This is a genomic window from Agrobacterium sp. 16-172Ci (assembly GCF_053522725.1).
In genome coordinates, this window is the sequence record NZ_JBNWBW010000001.1 from 432,124 (window position 1) to 454,410 (window position 22,287).

20 protein-coding genes and 1 tRNA gene are annotated in these 22,287 nt (G+C 60.9%); 12 read left to right on the forward strand and 9 right to left on the reverse strand.

Going from position 1 to position 22,287, the window contains the following annotated elements; genetic code table 11:
* Position 1: 1 nt before the first annotated feature.
* Positions 2-268, reverse strand: coding sequence for a DUF6460 domain-containing protein (locus ACQZ40_RS02190; protein WP_003493739.1), 267 nt, complete (start codon positions 266-268; stop codon positions 2-4).
* 168 nt (positions 269-436) lie between these two features.
* On the opposite strand from ACQZ40_RS02190, the gene ACQZ40_RS02195 reads away from it, so the two are divergent.
* The 3 genes from ACQZ40_RS02195 to ACQZ40_RS02205 all read left to right on the forward strand — a co-directional run bounded on the left by ACQZ40_RS02195 (position 437) and on the right by ACQZ40_RS02205 (position 2,837).
* The gene (locus ACQZ40_RS02195) at positions 437-1,378 is read left to right on the forward strand and encodes a methyltransferase domain-containing protein (protein ID WP_448747322.1); all 942 of its coding nucleotides are present in this window, start codon (positions 437-439) and stop codon (positions 1,376-1,378) included.
* A gap of 134 nt (positions 1,379-1,512) precedes the next feature.
* Positions 1,513-2,124 (forward strand): YitT family protein, encoded by a 612-nt coding sequence (locus ACQZ40_RS02200; RefSeq protein WP_035236585.1) that lies wholly within the window; start codon positions 1,513-1,515, stop codon positions 2,122-2,124.
* 71 nt (positions 2,125-2,195) lie between these two features.
* A complete protein-coding gene (locus ACQZ40_RS02205; RefSeq protein ID WP_035236609.1) occupies positions 2,196-2,837 on the forward strand; it encodes a YitT family protein in 642 nt (213 codons plus the stop codon).
* A gap of 26 nt (positions 2,838-2,863) precedes the next feature.
* On the opposite strand, the gene ACQZ40_RS02210 is transcribed toward ACQZ40_RS02205, so the two are convergent.
* Both ACQZ40_RS02210 and ACQZ40_RS02215 read right to left on the reverse strand, forming a co-directional pair.
* Positions 2,864-3,325 carry a carboxymuconolactone decarboxylase family protein gene (locus tag ACQZ40_RS02210; protein ID WP_035227571.1) on the reverse strand — a complete coding sequence of 154 codons (462 nt, stop codon included), beginning with the start codon at positions 3,323-3,325 and terminating at the stop codon, positions 2,864-2,866.
* 97 nt (positions 3,326-3,422) lie between these two features.
* Positions 3,423-3,926 (reverse strand): RrF2 family transcriptional regulator, encoded by a 504-nt coding sequence (locus ACQZ40_RS02215; protein WP_003519926.1) that lies wholly within the window; start codon positions 3,924-3,926, stop codon positions 3,423-3,425.
* A 121-nt stretch (positions 3,927-4,047) separates the two neighbouring features.
* Between ACQZ40_RS02215 and ACQZ40_RS02220 the strand changes: the two genes are divergently transcribed.
* Together ACQZ40_RS02220 and pdeM are read left to right on the forward strand one after the other, a co-directional pair.
* Positions 4,048-6,567: a ligase-associated DNA damage response DEXH box helicase gene (locus ACQZ40_RS02220; protein ID WP_448747323.1), complete on the forward strand. Its 2,520-nt coding sequence runs from the start codon at positions 4,048-4,050 to the stop codon at positions 6,565-6,567.
* Positions 6,568-6,601: 34 nt separating this feature from the next.
* Complete coding sequence (gene pdeM, locus ACQZ40_RS02225; protein WP_080855928.1) at positions 6,602-7,330, forward strand: ligase-associated DNA damage response endonuclease PdeM; 729 nt, start codon at positions 6,602-6,604, stop codon at positions 7,328-7,330.
* 48 nt (positions 7,331-7,378) lie between these two features.
* Here the strand turns inward: pdeM and ACQZ40_RS02230 are convergent, their stop codons facing one another.
* From ACQZ40_RS02230 to podJ, 4 genes are all read right to left on the reverse strand, one after another.
* On the reverse strand, positions 7,379-7,816 hold the full coding sequence (locus ACQZ40_RS02230) for a universal stress protein (RefSeq protein WP_080817935.1): 438 nt from the start codon (positions 7,814-7,816) through the stop codon (positions 7,379-7,381).
* Positions 7,817-7,976: 160 nt separating this feature from the next.
* Positions 7,977-8,804, reverse strand: a complete 828-nt coding sequence (locus ACQZ40_RS02235) for a TIGR02186 family protein (protein ID WP_065654492.1) — start codon at positions 8,802-8,804, stop codon at positions 7,977-7,979.
* On the reverse strand, positions 8,801-9,727 hold the full coding sequence (locus ACQZ40_RS02240) for a sulfite exporter TauE/SafE family protein (RefSeq protein WP_003522786.1): 927 nt from the start codon (positions 9,725-9,727) through the stop codon (positions 8,801-8,803). Before ACQZ40_RS02240 ends, ACQZ40_RS02235 begins: the two co-directional genes overlap by 4 nt.
* Positions 9,728-9,990: 263 nt before the next feature.
* Complete coding sequence (podJ, locus tag ACQZ40_RS02245; RefSeq protein ID WP_448747324.1) at positions 9,991-13,743, reverse strand: cell division protein PodJ; 3,753 nt, start codon at positions 13,741-13,743, stop codon at positions 9,991-9,993.
* Positions 13,744-14,119: 376 nt separating this feature from the next.
* Here podJ and ACQZ40_RS02250 point away from each other — a divergent pair, with 376 nt between their 5' ends.
* From ACQZ40_RS02250 to ACQZ40_RS02275, 6 genes are all read left to right on the forward strand, one after another.
* Positions 14,120-15,916: an acyl-CoA dehydrogenase C-terminal domain-containing protein gene (locus tag ACQZ40_RS02250; RefSeq protein ID WP_448747325.1), complete on the forward strand. Its 1,797-nt coding sequence runs from the start codon at positions 14,120-14,122 to the stop codon at positions 15,914-15,916.
* A 36-nt stretch (positions 15,917-15,952) separates the two neighbouring features.
* Complete coding sequence (locus ACQZ40_RS02255; protein ID WP_448747326.1) at positions 15,953-17,161, forward strand: acetyl-CoA C-acetyltransferase; 1,209 nt, start codon at positions 15,953-15,955, stop codon at positions 17,159-17,161.
* Between the two features lie 254 nt (positions 17,162-17,415).
* Entirely contained in the window at positions 17,416-19,632 is a 2,217-nt protein-coding gene (locus ACQZ40_RS02260) for a 3-hydroxyacyl-CoA dehydrogenase NAD-binding domain-containing protein (protein ID WP_448747327.1), read from the forward strand.
* Positions 19,633-19,785: 153 nt separating this feature from the next.
* Entirely contained in the window at positions 19,786-20,211 is a 426-nt protein-coding gene (locus ACQZ40_RS02265) for a hypothetical protein (protein ID WP_448747328.1), read from the forward strand.
* A gap of 239 nt (positions 20,212-20,450) precedes the next feature.
* Positions 20,451-20,526, forward strand: a tRNA-Phe gene (locus tag ACQZ40_RS02270).
* A gap of 160 nt (positions 20,527-20,686) precedes the next feature.
* Positions 20,687-21,277, forward strand: a complete 591-nt coding sequence (locus tag ACQZ40_RS02275; protein ID WP_448747329.1) for an alpha-ketoglutarate-dependent dioxygenase AlkB — start codon at positions 20,687-20,689, stop codon at positions 21,275-21,277.
* Here the strand turns inward: ACQZ40_RS02275 and ACQZ40_RS02280 are convergent, their stop codons facing one another.
* Positions 21,278-21,538, reverse strand: coding sequence for a helix-turn-helix domain-containing protein (locus tag ACQZ40_RS02280; RefSeq protein ID WP_142844041.1), 261 nt, complete (start codon positions 21,536-21,538; stop codon positions 21,278-21,280).
* Between the two features lie 53 nt (positions 21,539-21,591).
* On the reverse strand, positions 21,592-21,870 hold the full coding sequence (locus ACQZ40_RS02285) for a hypothetical protein (RefSeq protein ID WP_448747330.1): 279 nt from the start codon (positions 21,868-21,870) through the stop codon (positions 21,592-21,594).
* 78 nt (positions 21,871-21,948) lie between these two features.
* Between ACQZ40_RS02285 and ACQZ40_RS02290 the strand changes: the two genes are divergently transcribed.
* Positions 21,949-22,281, forward strand: coding sequence for a helix-turn-helix domain-containing protein (locus ACQZ40_RS02290; RefSeq protein ID WP_448747331.1), 333 nt, complete (start codon positions 21,949-21,951; stop codon positions 22,279-22,281).
* Positions 22,282-22,287 lie beyond the last annotated feature (6 nt).

The window sequence follows — 22,287 nt, forward strand, 5'->3', positions numbered from 1 at the left end:
GTCAGCGGCGGTAGCTCAGCAGGCGCAGGATGATGAAAACCGGAATGACGATCGTTGCCCCGAGGATCAGATAGTCGCCGATTGCGCCCAGCGCATGGAAACCGCTGCGCCACAGGTCGACCACGAAATCGCGCGCGCCGTAGATGATGTTCCATGGCGTCAATCCGAAGATCGCCATCAGAAAGCCGACGAGCAATGAAACCACCAGCAGCTTCACCACGGTACGGGCCACCGTGTCACCCAGCATTTTGTTGACCTCACCGGCCATCAGCACGTCTCCTGTTTTGTCCTGACATATGAAGCACGACGCTTCGATGCAAGTTTCGGCGCACTATATCGCGTCAAATTCGCCAATTCCACGAGGCCGCCATGAAATAGGACTTGAGTTTTTTTATGGCTTGATAAATGACAGCCGACATCTTCTCAGGAATCTTGAATGGCCCCAAACCAGTTTTCTTCCGGTGACGTCATTGCCGACCGCCGGGCGGACTATGCCCGCATGCTGGCGGAGAGCGGTGACTTTCCCGCCGCCGCCGAACTCATGGAACAGGCGCTGGAGCTTGCGCCGCGGTGGACGGCGGGCTGGTTTCGCTTCGGGGAATATCACGAAAAAGCGGGTGAAACGGAAAAAGCCGTGGCGGCTTACGGGAAAGTCGCCGAGCTGGACACCGAAGGACTGTTTGCAGCCGAGCTGAAACTCGCGGTTCTCGGCGCCGCCGAAACGCCCGAGCAACCGCCGAGCCGCTATGTGGAAGGGCTATTCGACGATTATGCCGACCGTTTCGAAACCTCGCTTGTGGAAAAGCTGGATTACAGCGTGCCGCAAAAGCTGGCGGAACTGATTGGCAAAGCGGCGGGAAGCGGCGTCTTCGACACCATTGTCGATATTGGCTGCGGCACTGGTCTCCTTGGCGTTGAAATCCGCGCTTTCGCAAACCGGCTGGAAGGTTTCGATATTTCCCAGAACATGCTGGCCAAGGCGGAGGAAAAGGGGCTTTACGATCATCTGGACCAAGCCGATCTTTCGCTGGAGCCGGAGGCCTCGGGGCTCTTTACCCCCACGCTTGCCCAGCACCGCGCCGGCCTTGTGGCCGCCGCTGATGTGATGATGTATCTCGGCAGTCTCGAAACCGTCATGCCGCTCGTTTCCGCTCTGCTTGCGCCTTCAGGCTTTTTCGCCTTTTCGGTGGAGGATGCGGGGGAGGAAGACGGTTTCGTGCTTCGGGAATCCCTTCGTTACGCTCATTCGAAGAGCTATGTGACCGAGCTTCTTGAGCGGACAGGCTTTTCCCTCATCGAAATCCGCAAAACCACCATTCGCAAGGATGCCGGAAAACCCCTTTCCGGCATTCTTTTTCTTGCCCGTGCCAAAGCCTGAACATTCCGTTTCTTGCCATTTTCGCGATAGGTCAGGCTTCCTTACGTATCCATCTTGCTCAGATGTTTTTTGCAGTGCAAAATATGCCTGAAGCTGAGGAAAAAAGCGTGAGCAGAACGAGAAGTGTTTACGGCATGTGGAGTTCCGATCCGGCCAAACATGCGCCGGTGGAAGACGTGCAGGGCATCGTCACCGGTGCCATCGTCTCGGCGCTCGGCTTTTATCTTCTGAACAAGGTCGGCCTTCTGACCGGCGGCACCGCCGGCGTCGCCTTCCTGCTTCATTATGCTTTCGGCATCAGCTTCGGCCTCCTGTTCTTCCTCGTCAATCTGCCGTTTTATTACCTGTCCTTCCGCCGCCTCGGTCTTGCCTTTTCCTTCAAGACCTTCATCGCCATCGGCCTTGTTTCGGTGCTGACGGAAGTCGAAGCGCGCTGGATGGTGATCGATAGCATCAACCCGCTCTGGGCGGCGCTGCTGGGCGGTCTGCTTCTGGGTTACGGCTTGCTGGCGCTTTATCGTCACCGCGCCAGCCTCGGCGGCATCGGCATTCTCGCCATCTATATTCAGGATCGCTTCGGCATCCGCGCCGGTCTCATCCAGCTCGCCTTCGACGCCTTCGTGATGCTCTGCGCCTTCCTCGTCATCGATCCGGCCACCGTCGTTTATTCGATTGTCGGCGCTTTCGTGCTCAACATGTTTCTGGCCATCAATCACCGCTCGGACAGATATATCGTCGTGCGCTGAGCGACAGCGGTTGAAATCCGTCGCGCTTCGGCGCAATAGCTCGGCAGGGGCCGAAAGACAGGGGAATGGGCATGGATGATACGACTGCGCGCAGGCGTCTGAACCTTTGGGCCTCCGCGCCGGATCGTCATTCCTTGCTGGAAGACGCGCAGGGCGTTCTCGCGGGCAGCATGCTGGTTTCGCTCGGCGTCACGCTGTTTTCCGCTGCCGGCCTTTTGACGGGCGGCACGGTCGGGCTGGCATTTCTCGTGCATTACGGCACCGATCTAAGCTTCGGCGCGGTGTTCTTCCTCGTCAATCTGCCGTTTTATTATCTCGCCTTCCGTCGCCTCGGGCTTGCCTTCACGGTCAAGACCTTCTGCGCCATCGCCATGACGGCGCTGCTGTCGGAATATATGCCCGGCTTTTTCGCATTTCAGAGCATCAATCCGGTTGCCGCCGCACTTTTCGGCGGGCTGACGGTTGCGGCCGGCATGCTGGCGCTGTTTCGCCACCGCACCAGCCTTGGCGGTTTCGGCATATTGGCGCTTTATCTTCAGGATCGTTTCGGCTGGCGTGCAGGCCTCGTGCAGCTCGCCTTTGATGGCATGGTGCTGGCCTGCTCTTTTTTCGTGGCCACACCTTTCGTCATCATCTGCTCCGTCCTCGGCGCGCTGGTCATGAACCTCACGCTCGCCATCAATCACAGGAACGACCGCTACATTGCCATGTAGCGGCCGCCCGTTTCGGGTTTAAGGGGTCAGGCCGCCTTCGCAGCCGCATCGACCGGATGCTGCGAGCGGAAACCGACGGCGATGCGGTTCCAGGTGTTGATCGCGCCGATGGCGACGGTGATCTTCACGATATCCTCATCGGAAAAATGCGCCTTCAGCGTCTCGAAGGCGTCATCCGGGGCGCCGGTTTCGGCAATCTTCGTCACCGCGTCCACCCAGCCGAGCAGCGCCCGTTCCTGCTGGGTATAAACGGGGGATTCCCGCCACACGCTCATCAGGTTGATCCATTGTTCGGAAAGCCCGTCATGGCGGCTTTCCTTCACATGCATGTCCACACAGAAAGCGCAGCCGTTGATGATCGAGGCACGCAGCTTGATGAGGTGAACGAAGCGGCGCTCCAGCCCGCTGCCCTGAACGTAATTCTCCAGAGCCATGACGGCCTTGAAGGCTTCGGGGGATGCTTTGGCATAGTTGATACGGGTTTTCATGGGTCTCTCCATTGGTTGGGTCTGTTTGAAGTCATGCGTCATCGGTCCGGAAAGCTGTGAGGTTTCCGGTATTTCGGTGATCCTGTCTTTTTGGGTCTCAGCGCGTCGCTGTTTTGCGCTCGTTCAGCTCCAGAAAGGCGCAGCCACGGGCGGCAATCCCGCCATCGTCATTGGCGGCAAGATCGCCCAGAATATCGGCGATGGTGGTCTTGGCGAGTTCGGCTCGATAGGCCTTTTCCGCTTTCAGCATCGCGGCATTGATGCCGCAGGGCTTGGTGAAATAACGCCCCGGCAAGGGGTTCGGCCCACGCTGACGAATTTCCGCGCAGCGGAAGGCAGGCTGCGGCCCTTCGACGGCCAGCACGATATCGAGCAGCGTGATCCTGTCGGTCGCCCTCGCCAGACGGTAACCGCCCTTCGGCCCCGGCACGGTGGCGACAATCCCGGCATTGGACAGCGACTGAAGATGCTTCAGCAGATAGCTCGTGGAAACGCCGTGAAATTCCGCCAGCGCCGCCGCCGACAGCACGCCGCCTTCGGAAAGTCCCGCCAGCATGCCCACGCTGTGAATGGCCTGTTCCACGCCGTCGCCGAGTTTCATCCGACTTGTCCCTGTGCGGTTCGTTTCAATATCATGGATAAAATTTATCCGCGATTATGCTTTCTGTCAAGCGGCCCCGTTCCGCCCTTCTTTTTTGCAGGTTTTTCACTACCTTGAAGATGTGAAACACACCGAGTCTCCCATTTCCGGCACCCATGTCGGCGCTTTACCCCTTCCATTCCAGAAATGGTTTGCCGAAAAGGGGTGGTCTCCGCGCGCGCATCAATTGGAGCTGATGGCGCGCTCACGCGGCGGCGAGAACATGCTGCTGATCGCGCCAACGGGCGCCGGCAAGACGCTGGGCGGCTTCATGGCTTCTCTCACCGATCTGGCAGAACGCGGCAAGGTGCCGCCGGGCTCCGGCTTCGTCGGCGTGCACACGCTCTATATCTCGCCGCTCAAGGCGCTGGCGGTGGATATCGAACGCAATCTCACCAGACCCGTCTCCGAAATGGGCCTGCCGATTTCCATCGAGACCCGCACCGGCGATACGCCGCAGGGCAAACGCCAGCGCCAGAAGGTGAAGCCGCCGGATATTCTGCTGACGACGCCGGAGCAGGTCTCGCTGCTGCTCGCCAACAGGGAGGCCGAGCGCTTTTTCCGTGACCTGAAATATGTGGTGCTCGACGAGTTGCATTCGCTCGTCACCTCCAAACGCGGCCATTTGCTGGCGCTGGCGCTCGCCCGTGTGCGCCGGCACGCACCCGATGTGCGCTTCATCGGCCTTTCGGCTACGGTGGCGGAGCCGATGGATTTGCGCCGTTACCTCGCGCCGCAGGGGCAGGATGAGCCGCCCGCCGGCCTCATCACCGTCGAAGGCGGGGCAAAGCCGGATATCTCCATCCTGAGCACGGAAGAGCGCATCCCATGGTCCGGCCATTCGGCACGTTACGCCACGAAGGATTTGTATTCCGCGCTGAAGGACCATCAGACGACGCTGATCTTCGTCAACACCCGCTCGCAGGCGGAGCTGATCTTCCAGGAACTCTGGACCATCAATGACGACAATCTGCCGATTGCACTGCATCACGGTTCGCTGGATGCCGGCCAGCGCCGCAGGGTGGAAGCGGCCATGGCGGAAAACAAATTGCGCGCCGTCGTTGCCACCTCCACGCTCGATCTCGGCATAGACTGGGGCGATGTCGATCTCGTCGTGCATGTCGGCGCGCCAAAGGGGGCAAGCCGCCTTGCCCAGCGCATAGGCCGCGCCAATCACCGCATGGACGAGCCGTCAAAGGCCATCCTCGTTCCCGCCAACCGCTTCGAGGTGATGGAGTGCCGGGCAGCGCTTGATGCGAACTATATCGGCGCGCAGGATACGCCGCCGATTGCCGAGGGCGCGCTCGATGTTCTCGCCCAGCATGTGCTCGGCATGGCCTGCGCCGAACCCTTCGATGCGGACGATCTCTATCGTGAAGTGAAGAGCGCCTCGCCCTATGCCGATCTGCCGCGTACCACTTTCGACCGGGTGGTGGATTTCACCGCGACCGGAGGTTATGCGCTGCGCACTTATGAGCGTTACGCCCGCATCCGCCAGATGAAGGACGGTCGCTGGCGCGTCCCCAATCCGGCGGTCGCACAGCAATATCGCCTGAACCTCGGCACCATCGTCGAGGCGGCGGAACTCAATGTCCGCATGGTCAAGCGCAATGCCAAGGGCACGGTCGGGCGCGGCGGCATGTCGCTCGGCAAGGTCGAGGAGTATTTCCTTGAGCAACTGGTGCAGGGCGATACGTTCCTCTTTGCAGGCAAGGTGCTGCGCTTCGAGGGTATCAGGGAGAATGAATGCCTGGTCTCCCAGGCCTTCTCCATGGACCCGAAAATTCCCTCCTATGCCGGCGGCAAGTTTCCGCTCTCCACCTATCTCGCGGATCAGGTGCGCTCCATGCTCTCGGACCCGACGCGCTGGCATGCGCTGCCGGATCAGGTACGCGACTGGCTGGCGATCCAGAAGGAAAAGTCGATCATTCCCAAGCGCGACGAGCTGCTGGTGGAGACCTTCCCCTTCCGCAAGCGCTTCTTCATGGTCATGTATCCCTTCGAGGGACGCTTGGCGCACCAGACGCTCGGCATGCTGCTGACGCGGCGGCTGGAACGGGCGGGCGCAAAACCCATGGGTTTCGTCGCCACCGATTATTCACTCGCCATCTGGGCCATGGAGGATATCGGCATGCGGCTGAAATCCCGCCGCCTGTCGCTGGCCGACCTTCTCGATGAGGACATGCTGGGCGACGATCTGGAAGCGTGGCTCGACGAATCCTTCATGCTGAAGCGCACCTTCCGCAACTGCGCCGTCATTTCCGGCCTGATCGAACGCCGCCATCCCGGCAAGGAAAAGACCGGCCGGCAGGTGACGGTCTCCGCCGATCTTATTTATGACGTTCTTCGCAGCCATGAGCCGGATCATATCCTGCTGGAAGCGACGCGGCGCGATGCCGCAGCGGGACTTTTGGACATTGGCCGTCTTGGCGATATGCTGAAGCGAATCAAGGGTCACACGACCCATCGCGCGCTGGAACATGTCTCGCCGCTTGCCGTTCCGGTCATGCTGGAAATTGGCCGCGAGACGGTGGCGGGTGAGGCGATGGACGATGTGCTGGCCGAGGCCGCCGACGAGCTGATCGCCGAGGCCATGTCCTGAAACATCTGGGCGGAATGAAGGAACAAAGGCAAAAGTGCTGAGCCGGCTGACATTGAGCGACAGGTTTTCCAATGGCTTCGAATGCCTCGGCAGCGAAACTGCCATCAATGGCGTCGCCGCCTGGTGCGATCCTTTGGGCGGGCTTTACCTGCCGGACCTGTCGCTGCTCGTCGTTTCCGACCTGCATCTGGAAAAAGGCGCGGCCTTTGCAAGGCGCGGACGCATGCTGCCGCCTTACGACACCATCGCCACGCTTAAAATCCTCTCCTCCCTTGTCAGCCGTTACGATCCGAAGATCGTGGTCAGCCTCGGCGATAATTTCCACGACCGGGTCGGTTCCGAGCACCTGCCGCTGCCGCTGCGCGAACTCATTCGCGACATGGCCCGTGGTCGCGAATGGATATGGATCAACGGCAATCACGATCCCGACGGCACGGTCGATCTGCCGGGCTCTTCGGTGGACGAAATGTTTTACGGCACTCTCGTCTTTCGCCACGAGCCGAAACCGGACGATGCCGCCGGCGAGATCGCCGGGCACCTGCATCCCTCTGCCACGGTCCGCCGCCGTGAAAAGACGGTGCGGCGGCCCTGTTTCGCCACCGACGGTTCGCGTCTGTTGATGCCGGCTTTCGGGGTGATGAGCGGCGGGCTGGATTTGCGGCACAAAGCCATGCGCGGCCTGTTCGATCATGCCGCTCTCGTCGCGCATCTGATGGGGAGGGACCGCATCTATTCGGTGCGGTTTTCAAATCTTCTCGGCTGAGCGTCTCTTCCGGACGTAAAACCGCAACGCAGCTTTACTGGAAATGCTCTATTGCCGGTAGACCAGCACCGGTATCTTCGAATTCTTCAGCACCTTGGCCGTGACACTGCCGAGCAGCATCTCCACGAAGCTCCTGCGCCGGTGCGAGGCCATGGCGATGAGATCGCAGCCGCTCCTGTTGGCGGCTTCGATGATCGCCTCGTCGGGCCTTCCCGCACGCGCCAGCAGCGCTTCGCAATCCAGCCCCATGGAAGTGGCCTGCGCCTGCGTATCCCTCAGCAGATGTTCCGCTTCCTCGCAGCGGTGGAATTCTTCTTCGGCAATGGCGGCAATGTCCTCGACATCGCTGGCAATCACGTGAAAGGGTTCCGATACCGTCACGACGGTCACCTTTGCGCCTGCCTCCCTGGCGAGAGCGAACCCTTGGTCGATTGCGATCTGCGCCAGCGGCGAGCCATCGGTGGGAATGAGAATGTGCTTGAACATGACATTTCTCCTTTTCATCCCGGTCACAACCACACATGCTCGCCCTGAGCTGCATGTACGGTTGTAACGCCTTGAATTCTACCGCAAACCGACGACGGAAGCGAATGCTATCTTTGCCGACAGGGGCGGCAGACGCTCTCTTTTGCGGGATGAAAACCGATCAGTCCTTGCGGAAGATGATGCTGGCGCCCCAGCCGGTCACGACGGCGAGCAGAACGCAGAGCGCCCCATAGGCAAGCGGCGTCTGATGCGCGGCGTCGGTGATCGCCTGTTCCATGCCGGTCTTGACGACACGCAGTTTCAGTTCGCGCTGGGCAATGAATTTGCCGCTCTTGAAGAGATAGGCGCGGGCGGTGTGCACGCCGTTCGGCACGTTGGCCGGCAGGCGCAAAGTCGCCCAGAACAGGCCGGTGCGCTCCAGCCGCACCCCGGTCGTGTCGTTGCGATAGATGCCGCTCGAAAGCTTCAGACGCCGATAGGCTTCCTGAAAATCGAAGACATTGTCGGGCACGCCGGAAAAGACCGCGCTTTTCAGTGACAGATGATCGACGCCAAGCCCCATGGCGCGGAGCGTTCCGGGCGAAGCGACATCGCTGATATTGCGCGTGCTGGCCATGGAATAGGATTCCGGCAGCGGCGTGAAGGTTATGGCGCTGGTATTGATCCAGATGCCCGCCACGCGTTCCTTCTTGCGCACGGTCATATAGTCGCTCGGTCCCTCGAGCGTCACGACAATGTCGTATTGCCCGATGGCGAGCAGCAACTGGTCGGTATTGTTCAGCGCGCCGAAAAGCGTGAAATCCGCGCCGCGAAAATCGGAAGCAATTGGAATTTCGGTCGTCGATGCGCCGATTTCGATATTTTCCAGCAGGGATCGCTGCTGTGGGCCGGGCGGCAGGGCAAGCGGCGGCGTCTGGGCCCAAGCGGTCTGCCCGAAAGTGAGACATGAGGCCAGCGCAAGGGCGGCAAGCAGCAAATGGCGGGTCAATAACCTAACCCCCCGACGGCCACCGAAAACAGGTCTTCCGGGCGCACCACCAGCGATACGGCAAGGCGAAGCGCAACAGCGAGAACGAGAAGCGCCAGCAGGGCGCGCAGCTGTTCGCCGCGCAGTTTCTGGCCGACGCGCACGCCATATTGCGCGCCGATGACGCCCGCCACCATCAGGATGAAGGCCAGCACCACATCGACGGAATAGTTGGTCGCCGCCTGAACCACGGTCGTATAGGCGGTTACGAAAATGATCTGGAACAGCGAGGTGCCGACAACCACGCTGGTGGGGATGCGTAAGAGATAGATCATCGCCGGCACCATGATGAAGCCGCCGCCCACACCCATGATCGAGGTGAGGATGCCGATGCCGAAACCCAGCGTGACGATGGGAATGATGCTGAGATAGATCTTCGATTTCTTGAACCGCATTTTCAGCGGCAGGCGGTGCACCCAGTTGTGATGGCCCGGCCGGCGCAGCGTCACGGTTTCGTTGCGGGCGGCGCGGCGAAGCGCCGAAATGCTCTCCTTCAGCATCAGCCCGCCGACGGTGCCGAGCAGGATAACATAAAGCAGCGAGACGATGAGATCGAGCTGGCCGATGCTGCGCAGGAAGGAGAATATCCACACGCCGACCGTCGCCCCCACCAGACCGCCCACAAGCAGCACGCTGCCGAGCTTGACGTCGAGCGTGCCGCGCCGAAAATGCGTGATCGAGCCTGACACGGAGGAGGCGACCACCTGGTTTGCCCCCGTCGCCACGGCCACCACAGGCGGAATATTGTAGAAGATCAGAAGCGGGGTAATCAGAAAGCCGCCGCCCACGCCGAACATGCCGGAAAGAAAACCGACGGCCGCGCCCATGCCGAGAATGATGAAAATATTCACCGACAGTTCTGCGATCGGCAGATAGACAGTCACGGCTCGGACCTCGGGCAAATGGTTCCGGGCGGCAGGGCTTGTCCGGGTGAGGGGGCCGCGCCGCGATTTACACTTTCTGTCTGAAAAGACCGGGCATGCCCGGCCTTCATCCGTCATGCCCGCGAGGGCCTGACCTGTCAACATTCAACGGTAAATACGTTGATAATTTGGAAAGATAGCGGCCGTGTGTCGGCAGCCGGCCACATTCCTGCGGCGGGCTGATCGAAAGCGGCCCGGGGGCCGCTTCGCCGGTTCTCGAATGTTTATTTGTTGCGGGCGAGGAGCGCGGTTACCAGCTCGTTGGTAATGCGGCCGTCCGGCGTCTGGCCCACGGACTTCTGGAAGTCCTTGATGGCCGTCACCGTGTTCTTGCCGAGCTTGCCGTCAGGCTGGCCGGCATCGAAACCGTTCTTGTTCAGGATCGCCTGAATGTTGCGGATCGCCTTTTCCATGTCCACGGAGGCGGTTTTCACGCCTTCCTTGCCGGCCCATTCCTCGGGCGGGTTGACGCTGTTGGCATCTTCCGAAAGCGGCTTGACCTTCCAGGCGTCCACCTTGGCCTTGGCGCTCTGAAGCTGCTGCGGGTTCAGGGCCCCTGCCACTTCGTCGCGCTTCTGGGCGGCGTCGGCGTCGCCATCCTTAGCTGCGATGGCGAACCACTTGTAGGATTCCTCGATGTCCTGCTTCACGCCGCTGCCGCGCGCATAGAGAATGGCGAGGTTGAACTGGCTGTCACGAACGCCGAGGTCGGAAGCCTTGATGAACCATTGCGCGGCTGCGGCGAAATCCGGCTGGCCGGCCGCATCGGAAGCAAGCAGCACGGCAAGATTGTGCATGGCGCCCGCATTGCCCTGTTCCGCAGCCAGCGTGTAATAGCGCTTGGCTTCGGGAAGGTTGCGTTCGACGCCGTTCGCCTTCTCGTAGAGATTGGCGAGACGATATTGCGCGGGTGCAAGGCCGCGATCAGCGGCGAGCTTGTACCACTTTGCCGCCTCGGTGCGGTCGGCGGCAACGCCGCGGCCATCGGTGTAGCGGGCTGCGATCTCGAACAGCGCCTGTGTGTCGCCCTTGGCGGCCGCTTCGGCAAGCGATGCCGGCTCGATGCCGGCGGGAACGGTGATGGCGTCCTGGGCAGGAGCAGCCGTGGCGGCGACCTGTGCCGGAGCCGAAGGTTCGTTCTGCGCGACGGTGCCGGAATTTGCCGCATCCACGGCAGGAACGTCGGCAACCGGCGGCTCGTCAGGCAGCGGTGCGCCGCCGATGGTGCGGGGATCGATGGCGTTTTCCGCCGGTGCGGTGTTTTCGATGCTGTCGGCGGATGCTGCCTGTTCCGGATCGATGGCGAGATCGGACGGAATGGTCACGGCCTTGTCGTCCGCTTCAGGAAGCGCGGAGACCGGGCCATTGTCCCGCTTCTGCTCGATGACCGGAGCCGGAGCTTCCGCGCCGCCGATCAGCGTCTTGACGAGCGGCATGGCCATCATCGCCAGAAGAATGGCGCCGATGCCGAGCAGCAGCGGGCGGCGATAGCGCGAAAGCCCCGATGCCTCGGCCTTGCGGCCCTTCTTGCCGGTATCAAGCTTCTCCGGCGATGTTTCCATGGCGGCGGCCTGCGCCGCACGACGGGCGGCGGCAATGAAATCCGTCCGTCCTTCGGCGTCTGCGGCCTTGCCGCTGGCGGCCACCTGGCTGGCGCGCACGCGCTCGAGGATTTTCTTGATATCGGGCGCACCAGAACCCGGCTCCAGAAGTTCGTTCTCCTGACCCGCCGGCAGAACGTCGATAGGATCGAGCGACGGGGCGGGCTCGACCTGCGTGCGGGCGGAGGAGGAGGAGGCCGATACGGGTTCTGCTGCGGCTTTGACGGTCTTTGCCGTACCCGTCTTGAAACGCTTCGTCAGGCCGGCAAGCAGGCTCTTTTTTTCCGCCTTCGCGGGCTTTGCCGCAGCGGGAGGCACGATGGCATCCCCATCTTTCCCGTCGGCGTCGAGAATGGCCTGTTCTTCGGCGATATAACCCTCTTCCGGGAAGATGGCGGCCGGCATGGATACATCTTCGTGCGCGGGGGCCGACACAGGCTTCGCGACGTTGCGGGGCGCGGCCTCTTCGCGGTAGACGGGGGCATTGTCGAGGTTATCCAGCCGGCCGGCGATCTGCACCAGCGTCTCATGCAGCGCTTCGAATGTGCGGTGCGTGCGCTCTTCGGTGTTGCGGCTCAAGGCTTCGAGATTGCGCAGATCGGTCGCAAGATCGGTCAGCATGGTCATGTCGGCAAGGTTTGCGCCGGCCGAGAGATTGTTACGGGTATAGGCGTCGAGAACGGCCTCGGCCGCCTGCCGGGCTGCTTCGATGATATATTCGTCGTTGGAGGCCATGTAGTCTTCGATGGCCGCCATGCGGACATCGAGTTCAGGCGGCATGCCTGCGGCCTGCATCTGCACCGGCTGGCTGATCAGCGTCGAGAGATGGGCGATCTGGTTTTCGAGGCTTGCCAGCGCGTGGCTGTCGGCGGGCGCGGCATGGGCGGTCTCGTCGAGACGGGCGGCAATATTGCCGAGCCGCTCTTCCAGACGCGAGAAGGCGCTTTCGCTGAGGCCCGATGCCGGCTGCGGCTGGCTGTAGCGATAATCGAGGTCCTCGATCCGGCGCGAGAGCAGGTCGAGCCGCTCTGCCAGACCGTCATTGACGGCGCCGTGATCCAGCGCATCGATTTTGCGGGAAATGTCGCTGAGGAAAGACGTCAGCTCCGCCTGTTGCGAGGGGCGCTGCGAACGCTCCAGAAGCAGGGAAAGCTGGTCCAGCCGCTCATGCAACTGGGCGGCGTCGCGGGCGGTGCTGAGTTCGTCGATCTTGCCGGCCAGCGCTTCGAGACGGGCGGTCAGGTCCAGCGCCGGTTCAGGTTTTGCGGCGGCAAGGCGGTTGATGTCGCCGAGCTGTTCGGCAAGGCCGTTCAGCCGGTTTTCCAGACGCTGCGCCAGCGCATTGTCCGTTGCCTGCGCATTGGCGCGCGTGCCGGTTGCGGCAATGGCGCGGCTGATTTCGTCCAGCCGCTGGTCGAGACCGGAAAATTGTTCGGTAAAGGCCGCTTTGTTCGGCTGCATGTGCTTGCCGAGCTGCTCCACGGCGCTGGCAATGGCGATCAGCTTGTCTTCGAGCACGCGCACGGCCGGATTGTTGCTCATGCCGCCGAGCTGCGTCTTGATGTCATCGAGACGATAGGCGAGCGAAACGATCTCATCCTGCAACGCGCCGGCGTCGAAACCGCGTAGCGTGTCTTCCACATTATTCCAGCGGCTTTCGATCCGGTGCACGCTGTCCTCGCGCGCAAGCTGGTCGATCGTCAGGCGCAGGTCCTCGAATTCGTTGCGCAGCCCGTAGGCATCCGGAGACGCCAGATTGCCGAGCTGGTCGATGCTGCCGGCCAACCGCGCTATGTCGTCGCGCAGATCGCCGATGAACTGCTGGTCTTCCGCCACCGCGCGAATATTGCGGATCTCGGCGCGCAGGCCCTGCGCTTCGCGGGCAACGCCTTCGGCAATGTCGTGCTTCAGCTCATGCCGCAGATTGACGAGCGCCTGGGCGATTTCCTGCAGGGCTGCGTCATTGCGTTGCTGTTCCTGATGGGGCGGAATGGCGCGGGCCCGCGGTGCGGGAGCGGCCGCCTGCTGGGCGTCCCTCGGCCGGTATTCCGGTGCAAGCGGTCTGGTAATCGTCCGCTCCGGGCGGGCGGCGGGTTCCTGCGGGCGCTGGAAGCTCGCTTCGAGGAGACGCTGGCGCTGGCGGATTTCGTTGACGGGATCGAGCTGCGGCGGGGTAACACTGGCGCGCGGTTCGCGCGACGCGGCGTAAGCCTCGTTTTTGGGCTCGGCTTGCGCGCTCGCGGCCCGGGGGTCGCGCGGGAACTTCTGGCTCATCAGCCCTTCGATACGGGCTTCAAGGCCTTCAATGGTGCGATTGAGCGCATCAAGAGACGATCTGTCGCTTGGCTGTTGGGTTTTCGATCGCAATCCGTTCATCTTTTCGCTCGCTTCGCTTCCGCCCGCCGTGCCCGGTTATCTGTCGCGACGTTGCCTGCCTGGACACGCCGTCGCCGCAACATGCAGCAATTCTAGAGCCGGTATTCGCCCCCGTTGAGGAAAATGCGCCGGAGTACGAAGCAGTTACCTCTGTCGGGAGAATTCACGAAACGTGGTAAAGAAGTGGTTAACTATGGTCGGAATTTTTTAACTTTTACGGCAGGCGACAGCCCTGCGCCGGGTCGGAGGTCCATTCCGCGAAAAAGGAGAAGGATATTCCGCTGAAATTTATTTGACGTTTACGCGCACGTCAAATATTGTCATCCCATATCGGCCGGATTATTGCCGGCGCCCACGATGCGGAGGAACATCGGTAATGCCTGTTTACAAGGCCCCAGTTAAAGACACGCTTTTTATCCTGAACGACGTTCTCGGCCTGGAGCGGTATAACAACCTGCCCGGCTTCGAGGATGCAACCCCCGACATGATCGAGGCTATTACCGGTGAAGCCGCAAAGCTTGCCGAAGAGCGGCTTTTCCCGCTCAACCTTTCCGGCGACCAACAGGGTTGCAAGCGCGCCGATGACGGTTCGGTTTCCGTGCCGGATGGTTTCAAGGAGGCCTATGACGCCTATTGCGAGGGCGGCTGGATCGGCCTTGCCGTTCCGCCGGAATTCGGCGGTCAGGGCCTGCCTTATACGCTGCACGCCGCCATTGGCGAATATATGTCGTCGGCCAACCTGTCGCTGATGATGTATCCCGGTCTGACGCAGGGTGCGATTGCCGCCATTCTGGTGCATGGCACGCAGGAGCAGAAGGACACCTACCTGCCGAAGATGGTGGAAGGCACATGGTCCGGCACCATGAACCTGACCGAACCCCATTGCGGCACCGATCTCGGCATGCTGCGCACCAAGGCTGTGCCGCAGGCTGACGGCAGCTACAAAATTTCCGGCCAGAAGATATTCATCTCCGCCGGCGAACATTCCATGACGAACAATATCGTTCATCTGGTAATCGCCCGCATCGAAGGCGCGCCTGAGGGCACCAAGGGCATTTCGCTCTTCATCGTACCGAAGTTCCTGGTGAAGGAAGACGGCACGCCGGGCGAGCGCAACGGCGTCACCTGCGGTGCCATCGAACACAAGATGGGCATTCACGGCAACGCCACCTGCGTCATGAACTACGATGACGCGACCGGTTATCTGCTCGGCGCTGAGAACAAGGGCCTTTCGGCCATGTTCGTGATGATGAACGAAGCCCGCCTCGGCGTCGGCCTTCAGGGTCTTTCCGTTGGCGAGATCGCCTACCAGAACGCGGTCGAATATGCCCGTGAGCGCATTCAGGGCCGCTCGCTCTCCGGAGCGAAATTCCCCGACAGGAAGGCCGACCCGATCATCGTGCATCCCGATATCCGCCGCACGCTGATGACCATCAAGGCCTATAATGAGGCCGGCCGCGCCTTCCTTCTGTGGACCGCGCTGCAATCCGACATCGCCCACCGCGCCACTGACGAAAAGCAGCGGCAGGCGGCGGACGACCTGCTCGGCCTCGTCACCCCGATCCTGAAAGGTGTCCTGACCGACAAGGGCTTCGAACACGCCGTGATGGCGCAGCAGGTCTTCGGCGGCCATGGCTACATCGAGGAACATGGCATGAGCCAATATGTCCGCGATGCGCGCATCACCATGATCTATGAGGGCGCGAACGGCATTCAAGCGCTCGATCTGGTCGGCCGCAAGCTCGGCATGAATGGCGGCCGCGCCGTCATGGCGCTGTTCAAGGAAATCGGCGATTTCTGCGAGGAAAACCGCGCCGATGAAAAGCTGACCCTCTACACCAAGGGCCTGAAGAAGGGCTTGAACGACCTGCAGGCCGCAACCATGTGGTTCATGCAGAACGCCATGGCGAAACCCGACAATGCCGGTGCCGGCTCGACAGACTATATGCATCTCTTCGGTATCGTGGTGCTGGGCTACATGCAGGCGCGCATGGCGAAAGCCGCCAGCGAAGCGCTTGCAGCCGGCAGCGCTTCGGACGAGGATTACCTCAAGACCAAGCTTGTCACGGCGAAGTTTTTTATGGAGCGCATCATGCCGGAAACGGCGCTGCGCAAGGCCCGCATCGAAACCGGCGCGGACACCATGATGGAACTGGCTGCGGAAGCATTCTGAGAAATCTGGCGTTCATAACGCCACAGGGAGAGAGTTATGACCGACGTATTTATCTACGACCATGTCCGCACCCCGCGCGGACGCGGCAAGAAGGATGGCAGCCTGCATGAGGTGCCTTCCGTTCGCCTTGCCGCCAAGACACTGGAAGCCCTCCGCGACCGCAACGGACTTGATACATCCACGGTAGACGACATCATCATGGGATGCGTCGATCCCGTTATGGATGCCGGCGCGGTGATCCCGAAAGCCGCCGCCTTCGAGGCGGGTTACTCCAACAAGGCCCCGGGCATGCAGATCTCGCGCTTCTGCGCCTCTGGTCTCGATGCCATCAACTTCGCCGCCGGCAAGGTCAAGGCGGGGTCGGACGATATCGTCATCGCCGGCGGTGTCGAAAGCATGTCGCGCGTTGGTATGGGCATGTCGGGCGGTGCCTGGTACATGGACCCTTCGGTCAACTTCCCGGCCTTCTTCATGCCGCAGGGCGTATCTGCCGATCTCATCGCCACGAAGTATGGTTTCTCCCGTGACGATGTCGACGCCTACGCCGTCGAAAGCCAGAAGCGTGCGGCGCACGCTTGGGAAAAAGGCTATTTCAACAAGTCGGTCATTCCGGTGAAGGACTCAAACGGCCTGACGATCCTCGACCGCGACGAGCACATGCGCCCCGGCACGGACATGCAGGCGCTCGCCTCCCTCAACCCATCCTTCCAGATGCCGGGTGAAATGGGCGGCTTCGAAGCCGTCGGCATCATGGCCCACCCGGAAGTGGAGCGCATCAACTACGTCCACCACGCCGGCAATTCATCCGGTATCGTCGATGGCGCTGCCGCCGTGCTGGTTGGCTCGAAGGCGGGCGGTGAGGCGATGGGCGTGAAACCGCGTGCCCGCATCAAGGCATTCGCCAATATCGGCTCCGATCCGGCGCTGATGCTCACCGGCCCGGTGGATGTGACCGAAAAGCTCCTGAAAAAGACCGGAATGTCGCTTGCCGACATTGATCTTTTCGAACTCAACGAAGCCTTCGCCGCCGTGGTCCTGCGTTACATGCAGGCCTTCGACATCGATCACGACCGGATGAACGTCAATGGCGGCGCCATCGCCATGGGCCATCCGCTCGGTGCAACCGGCGCGATGATCCTCGGCACGGTGCTGGATGAGCTGGAGCGGCGCGATCTGAACACCGCGCTCGTCACGCTCTGCATCGGCGCTGGCATGGGCACGGCGACGGTTATCGAGCGGGTTTAAGGCTGGTCATGAGGCGCGAGGTTTACGAGCGGCCCAAGAATGAGATCGAACAGCAGCTGGCTCGGCACAATCTGGAAAAGGATATGGCACAGGATCACAGGGCGTCCATCCGCCCTGTTTCCCCTGTCCACATCCGGCGGCTCCGGGCAGAGCGTTGGGGTTTGATCGTGTTTCTCGTTCTTGTGGTCGGTTGTGTCGGCCTCGCACTCGGACTGTCGTGACCGCAGGGAAATTTGAGGGAAGAGGAATCCCAAATGAGCACTTATACCAATTTCACCATCGAGACGGACGCAGACGGCATTGCCCTCGTGACCTGGGACATGCCGGAAAAATCCATGAACGTCTTCACGTCAGAAGTGATGGACGAGCTGAATGCCATTGTTGACGCCACCGTCGCCGACAGCGTCGTCAAGGGCGTTGTCTTCACGTCAGGCAAAAGCACCTTTTCCGGCGGCGCCGATCTTTCGATGATCAAGTCGATGTTCTCCTTCTATAATGATGAGAAAACGAAGAACCCGGATCAGGCGGCGGCAAGGCTGTTCGAACTGGTTGGCCGCATGACGGGCCTGTTCCGCAAGATCGAGACCAACGGCAAGCCCTGGGTCTCGGCCATCAACGGCACCTGCATGGGCGGCGCGTTTGAACTGTCGCTCGCCTGCCACGGCCGGGTCGCCTCCAGCGCCAAGAACCTCAAGATCGCCCTGCCGGAAGTCAAGGTCGGCATTTTCCCGGGCGCCGGCGGCACCCAGCGCGTGCCGCGCCTGACGGACGCGCAATCGGCGCTGCAGATGATGACGACCGGCCAGTCGCTGACCGGCGCGCGCGCCAAGGCTATGGGTCTGGTGCATCAGGTGGTGGAGCCGGATCAGCTGGTCTCCACTGCAAAGCAGATGATCAAGGACGGCCTGAAACCGGTCGCGCCTTGGGATGAAAAGGGCTTCAAGGCTCCCGGCGGCGGCATCTGGACGCCGGCCGCAGCCCAGCTCTGGCCCGCAGCACCGGCCATTCTGCGCCGTGAAAGCGCCGGCAACTATCCGGCAGCACTCGCCATTCTCAAATGCGTCTATGAAGGCCTGCAATTGCCCTTCGACACGGCGCTGAAGGTGGAGCAGCGTTATTTCACCGAAATCCTTCGCTCGAAGGAAGCCTTCGGCATGATCCGCTCGCTGTTCATTTCCATGCAGGAACTGGGCAAGGGCGCACGCCGTCCGGCCGGCCAGCCGAAGACGGAGTTTAGGAAGGTCGGCGTCGTCGGCGCGGGCTTCATGGGCGCTGCCGTCGCCTATGTCACCGCCGCAGCCGGCATCCCCGTCACGCTGGTGGATCGCGATCAGGAAGCGGCAGACAAGGGCAAGGGCCATTGCGAGGAAAGCGTCAAGGCCGCCATCGGCAAGGGTAAGTTGTCGCAGGATGAGGGCAAGGCCCTGCTCGACCTCGTCACGCCCACATCCGATTACGCCGCACTCTCCGACGCCGATCTAGTCATCGAGGCCGTCTTCGAAGACCGCGACGTGAAAAAGGCCGTCATCGAGGCCGTGGAAGCCGTGCTGCCGCAGGGCGCTATCTTCGCTTCCAACACCTCCACTTTGCCGATCACCGGCCTTGCGAAGAACTCGAAGCGCCCGGCGGATTTCATCGGCATCCACTTCTTCTCGCCGGTCGAGAAGATGATGCTGACGGAAGTGATCCTCGGCAAGGAAACCGGCGACAAGGCGCTCGCCGTCGCGCTGGACTATGTGGCCAAGATCAAGAAAACCCCGATTGTGGTTAACGATACGCGCGGCTTCTTCGTCAATCGCTGCGTGCTGCGCTACATGGCGGAAAGCTACGATATGCTGATCGAAGGCGTACCCGCCGCCATGATCGAAAATGCCGCGAAATTCGCCGGCATGCCGGTCGGCCCGCTGGCGCTGAACGATGAGGTGGCGATCGATCTTTCCTACAAGATCCTGAAAGCCACCGTCGCTGATCTCGGCGAAAAGGCCGTCGATCCGCGCCATATGGAGCTGGTGAAGAAGCTGGTGGAAGGCGAGGGCCGTTTCGGCCGCAAGAACGCCAAGGGCTTTTACGACTATCCGCCAAAGCCCGCCAAAAAATCCCTCTGGCCCGGCCTGAAGGACCTTTATCCGCAGCAGAAGCCTGAAGCGGTGGATATGGAGGTGCTGAAACAGCGCTTCCTCGTCACCGTGGCGCTGGAAGCCGCCCGCACGGTGGAAGAAGGCATCGTCACCGATCCGCGTGAAGCGGATGTCGGCTCCATCCTCGGTTTCGGCTTTGCGCCCTATACCGGCGGCGCGCTGTCCTACATCGACGGCATGGGCGTGAAGAACTTCGTGGCACTCGCCGAGAAACTCAGCGAGACCTATGGCCCGCGCTTCGAGCCGACACCGCTGCTGAAGGACATGGCCGCCAAGGGCGAGACCTTCTACGGCCGCTTCGATCCCTATGCCAGCGCCGCCAAGGCGGCCTGAGGCTCCGCGAGACATTGAACAGGCCCTTCGGGGCCTGTTTTATTATGCCTGTCTCCCCGCTTTTCGTGCATCCTTTGCCCGGCTGAGGCGTTGAAAAGGCTGACCGGGCAAAAGCGCCCGCCGCCGCAATTCAGCACGCCTCAGGAGACAGCGATGAAAGCACCACTGCGATCCCACGGTTTCGACAAGCCCTCGGACCTTGACGACCATCTGGCCGAACTGGACGAAGAGGCCGCGGAGAAGGAGGCTGCAAAACCCGCTGCTGCCCGAAGGGCGCGTGCCGCCGCCCCGGCGGAATCATCCTTGCGGGCGGAGTTGGAAGACCTTCGCAAACAGCTCGAAAAAATTCGCCGCGACGTCAAACGGCTGGAAGCCGCCTCCAACACGCCGCATCATAAATCCACCGATGCCCGGCATGAGCGCGACCGTGAGAATTCGCGCCTGATGACGGTGGTGCGCTCCGTTGCCGTCACCTCGCTGGCAAGCCGCATCTTCGCCTCCTCGCCCGTCATGGCGGCGCTGGTGGCTGTGGTGCCAATTGCGCTCGGCCTTGCCACACGGCGCAATGAGGGGGCGTAAGCCGTCCCCTGCCGCGCCGCCGCCCGCTGGCCCGGCGGATGGCCAGGAGCTGGTTTTCCGCCGCAATCCCGCCTTCGCCGGGCATAGATTTCAACCATCCACAGGCGCCGTGAAAAAACTGTCAAAAAACTTCGCGATGGCGCTTGCCATGTCCGAACAAGATGTTATAACCCCGCTCACTTTCGGGGCGCCAAACAGCCCCGCCCGCCAAAAGCGGAGGTTCTTCAAGGACCTGAAGTGCCCGGATAGCTCAGTTGGTAGAGCAGCGGATTGAAAATCCGCGTGTCGGTGGTTCAAATCCGCCTCCGGGCACCATTTATCTCAATAGCATTGTTGATGAATTGTGCGCATGGACGGCTTGTCCATTTGCAGGCAAATTTCGATGAGTAGCTACCGCCATCTTATGCTTTTGATAGGCCCGGTGTAACCATAGGCCAACCCTGTTTGTTGCAGGCAGTTGGAGAGCAGCCCGCAAATGGATCGTGTCACAAGCCTACCTCTTCTACCGCCCGGCATAGTCTATTTTGGCGGCTTTCTCTCTCCAGAGGAGGAGACCTCCGTTGCCGACAAACTGGATGCGGGTGTGTGGAGCACGGAGTTGAAACGCCGCGTGCAGCATTTCGGTTATCGGTACGACTATAAGGCGCGCGCTGTTACCGCAGATGCATATATCGGGCCGTTGCCGCCATGGCTTGGCGTGTTCGCGGAGCGATTGGTTACCACAGGTTATTGTCGGGATTTGCCCGATCAGGTTATCGCGAACGAATATCTTCCGGGGCAGGGCATCAGTGCGCATGTCGATTGTGTGCCCTGTTTTGACGATGGGATCGTATCGCTAAGCCTTCTATCTGCCTGCGAGATGGTTTTCCGCGAATTGCGTGGGTCAGCCATATGCGGCGTCTTACTTCAACCTCGCTCCGGCGTCTTGCTGAGAGACGCTGGCCGCTACGGCTGGACCCATGAAATTCCGGCTCGCAAATCGGATATCGTGAACGGAGTTAGGAAAGCCCGAGACAGGCGAATTTCCCTCACTTTTCGCAAGGTCATGGCTTCGAAACAGTCTTGATCAGAGAGGAGAGGGTTCCTCTTTTATCCGCTCGAGCAAAAGGTGGAGAAGCGCTATCGGGTCTTGATCCATTGCCGCCGACAGTTTTGCAAACTCAACGACATCTATGCGTCTTTCAGCCCCTTCAGCCTTTGCGACATAGGACTGTGGCTTACCCAGCCGGTCTGCGACTTGCTGCTGGGTTAACCCCATTTTTCGCCGCGTGTCGGTCAGTATCTCAACAAGAAGCCGATACTCGGGTGTATGCATAGACTTTGTCATGTGCCGAAAAATCTCAAAATCGCAGTGCCGAGGTTCGATCCTGAGTTATCCTGCTATGAGATATTGTCGCGGCACTCAAGTTCTCTGCGCACACGCCGCCATTTGCCCTGCTCGAAGCTTCGCGAATAGCGCCACGCCCGGTCTTCTTCCATTGCGGCGAATTCCTCCGCGCGCTCGCCATGTCGTTCAATCAGGTCATCGGCAAGGCGTTTAATCTCCGAGCTTGGTAAGAGCATGGGTCGAATGCGGGTCTGCCATTCGAGCCAGAGGTAAGCCGCCAGAACGAAACTGCAGCCCGCGATGAGATAGAGATAATCGACGCTGAGCGGCATGGCCTACCTATAATGACGTGATAGTTGACGCCATAATGTACATAGACCCGTGGTTTCTGTCAGGAACAATCTGTTCCTATGGAATCATTTGCAGCAAATCTGAAAAAGCGCGCGAAGGAGCTTGGTCTCTCCAATGCGGAAGTTGCCCGCCGAGCGGGGCTTACGGAGCGTCGTTACGGCAATTACATCATGGGCCGAAGGGAGCCTGATCTGGCGACACTCGTTCGGATAGCCACCGTTCTGGATAGCACTCCGAACGCATTGCTTGATTTTGAAAAGAAAACAGCCGCGCTGACGGGCCATGATCTGCTGAAAGCAAAGATCGCTGCGGCAGCAAATGCACTGCCGGAAAGCGATCTGGAAGTCGTGGCCATCGCAATTGAGGCAGTGGCGAACAGCCGGGCAAAGTAGCCCGGC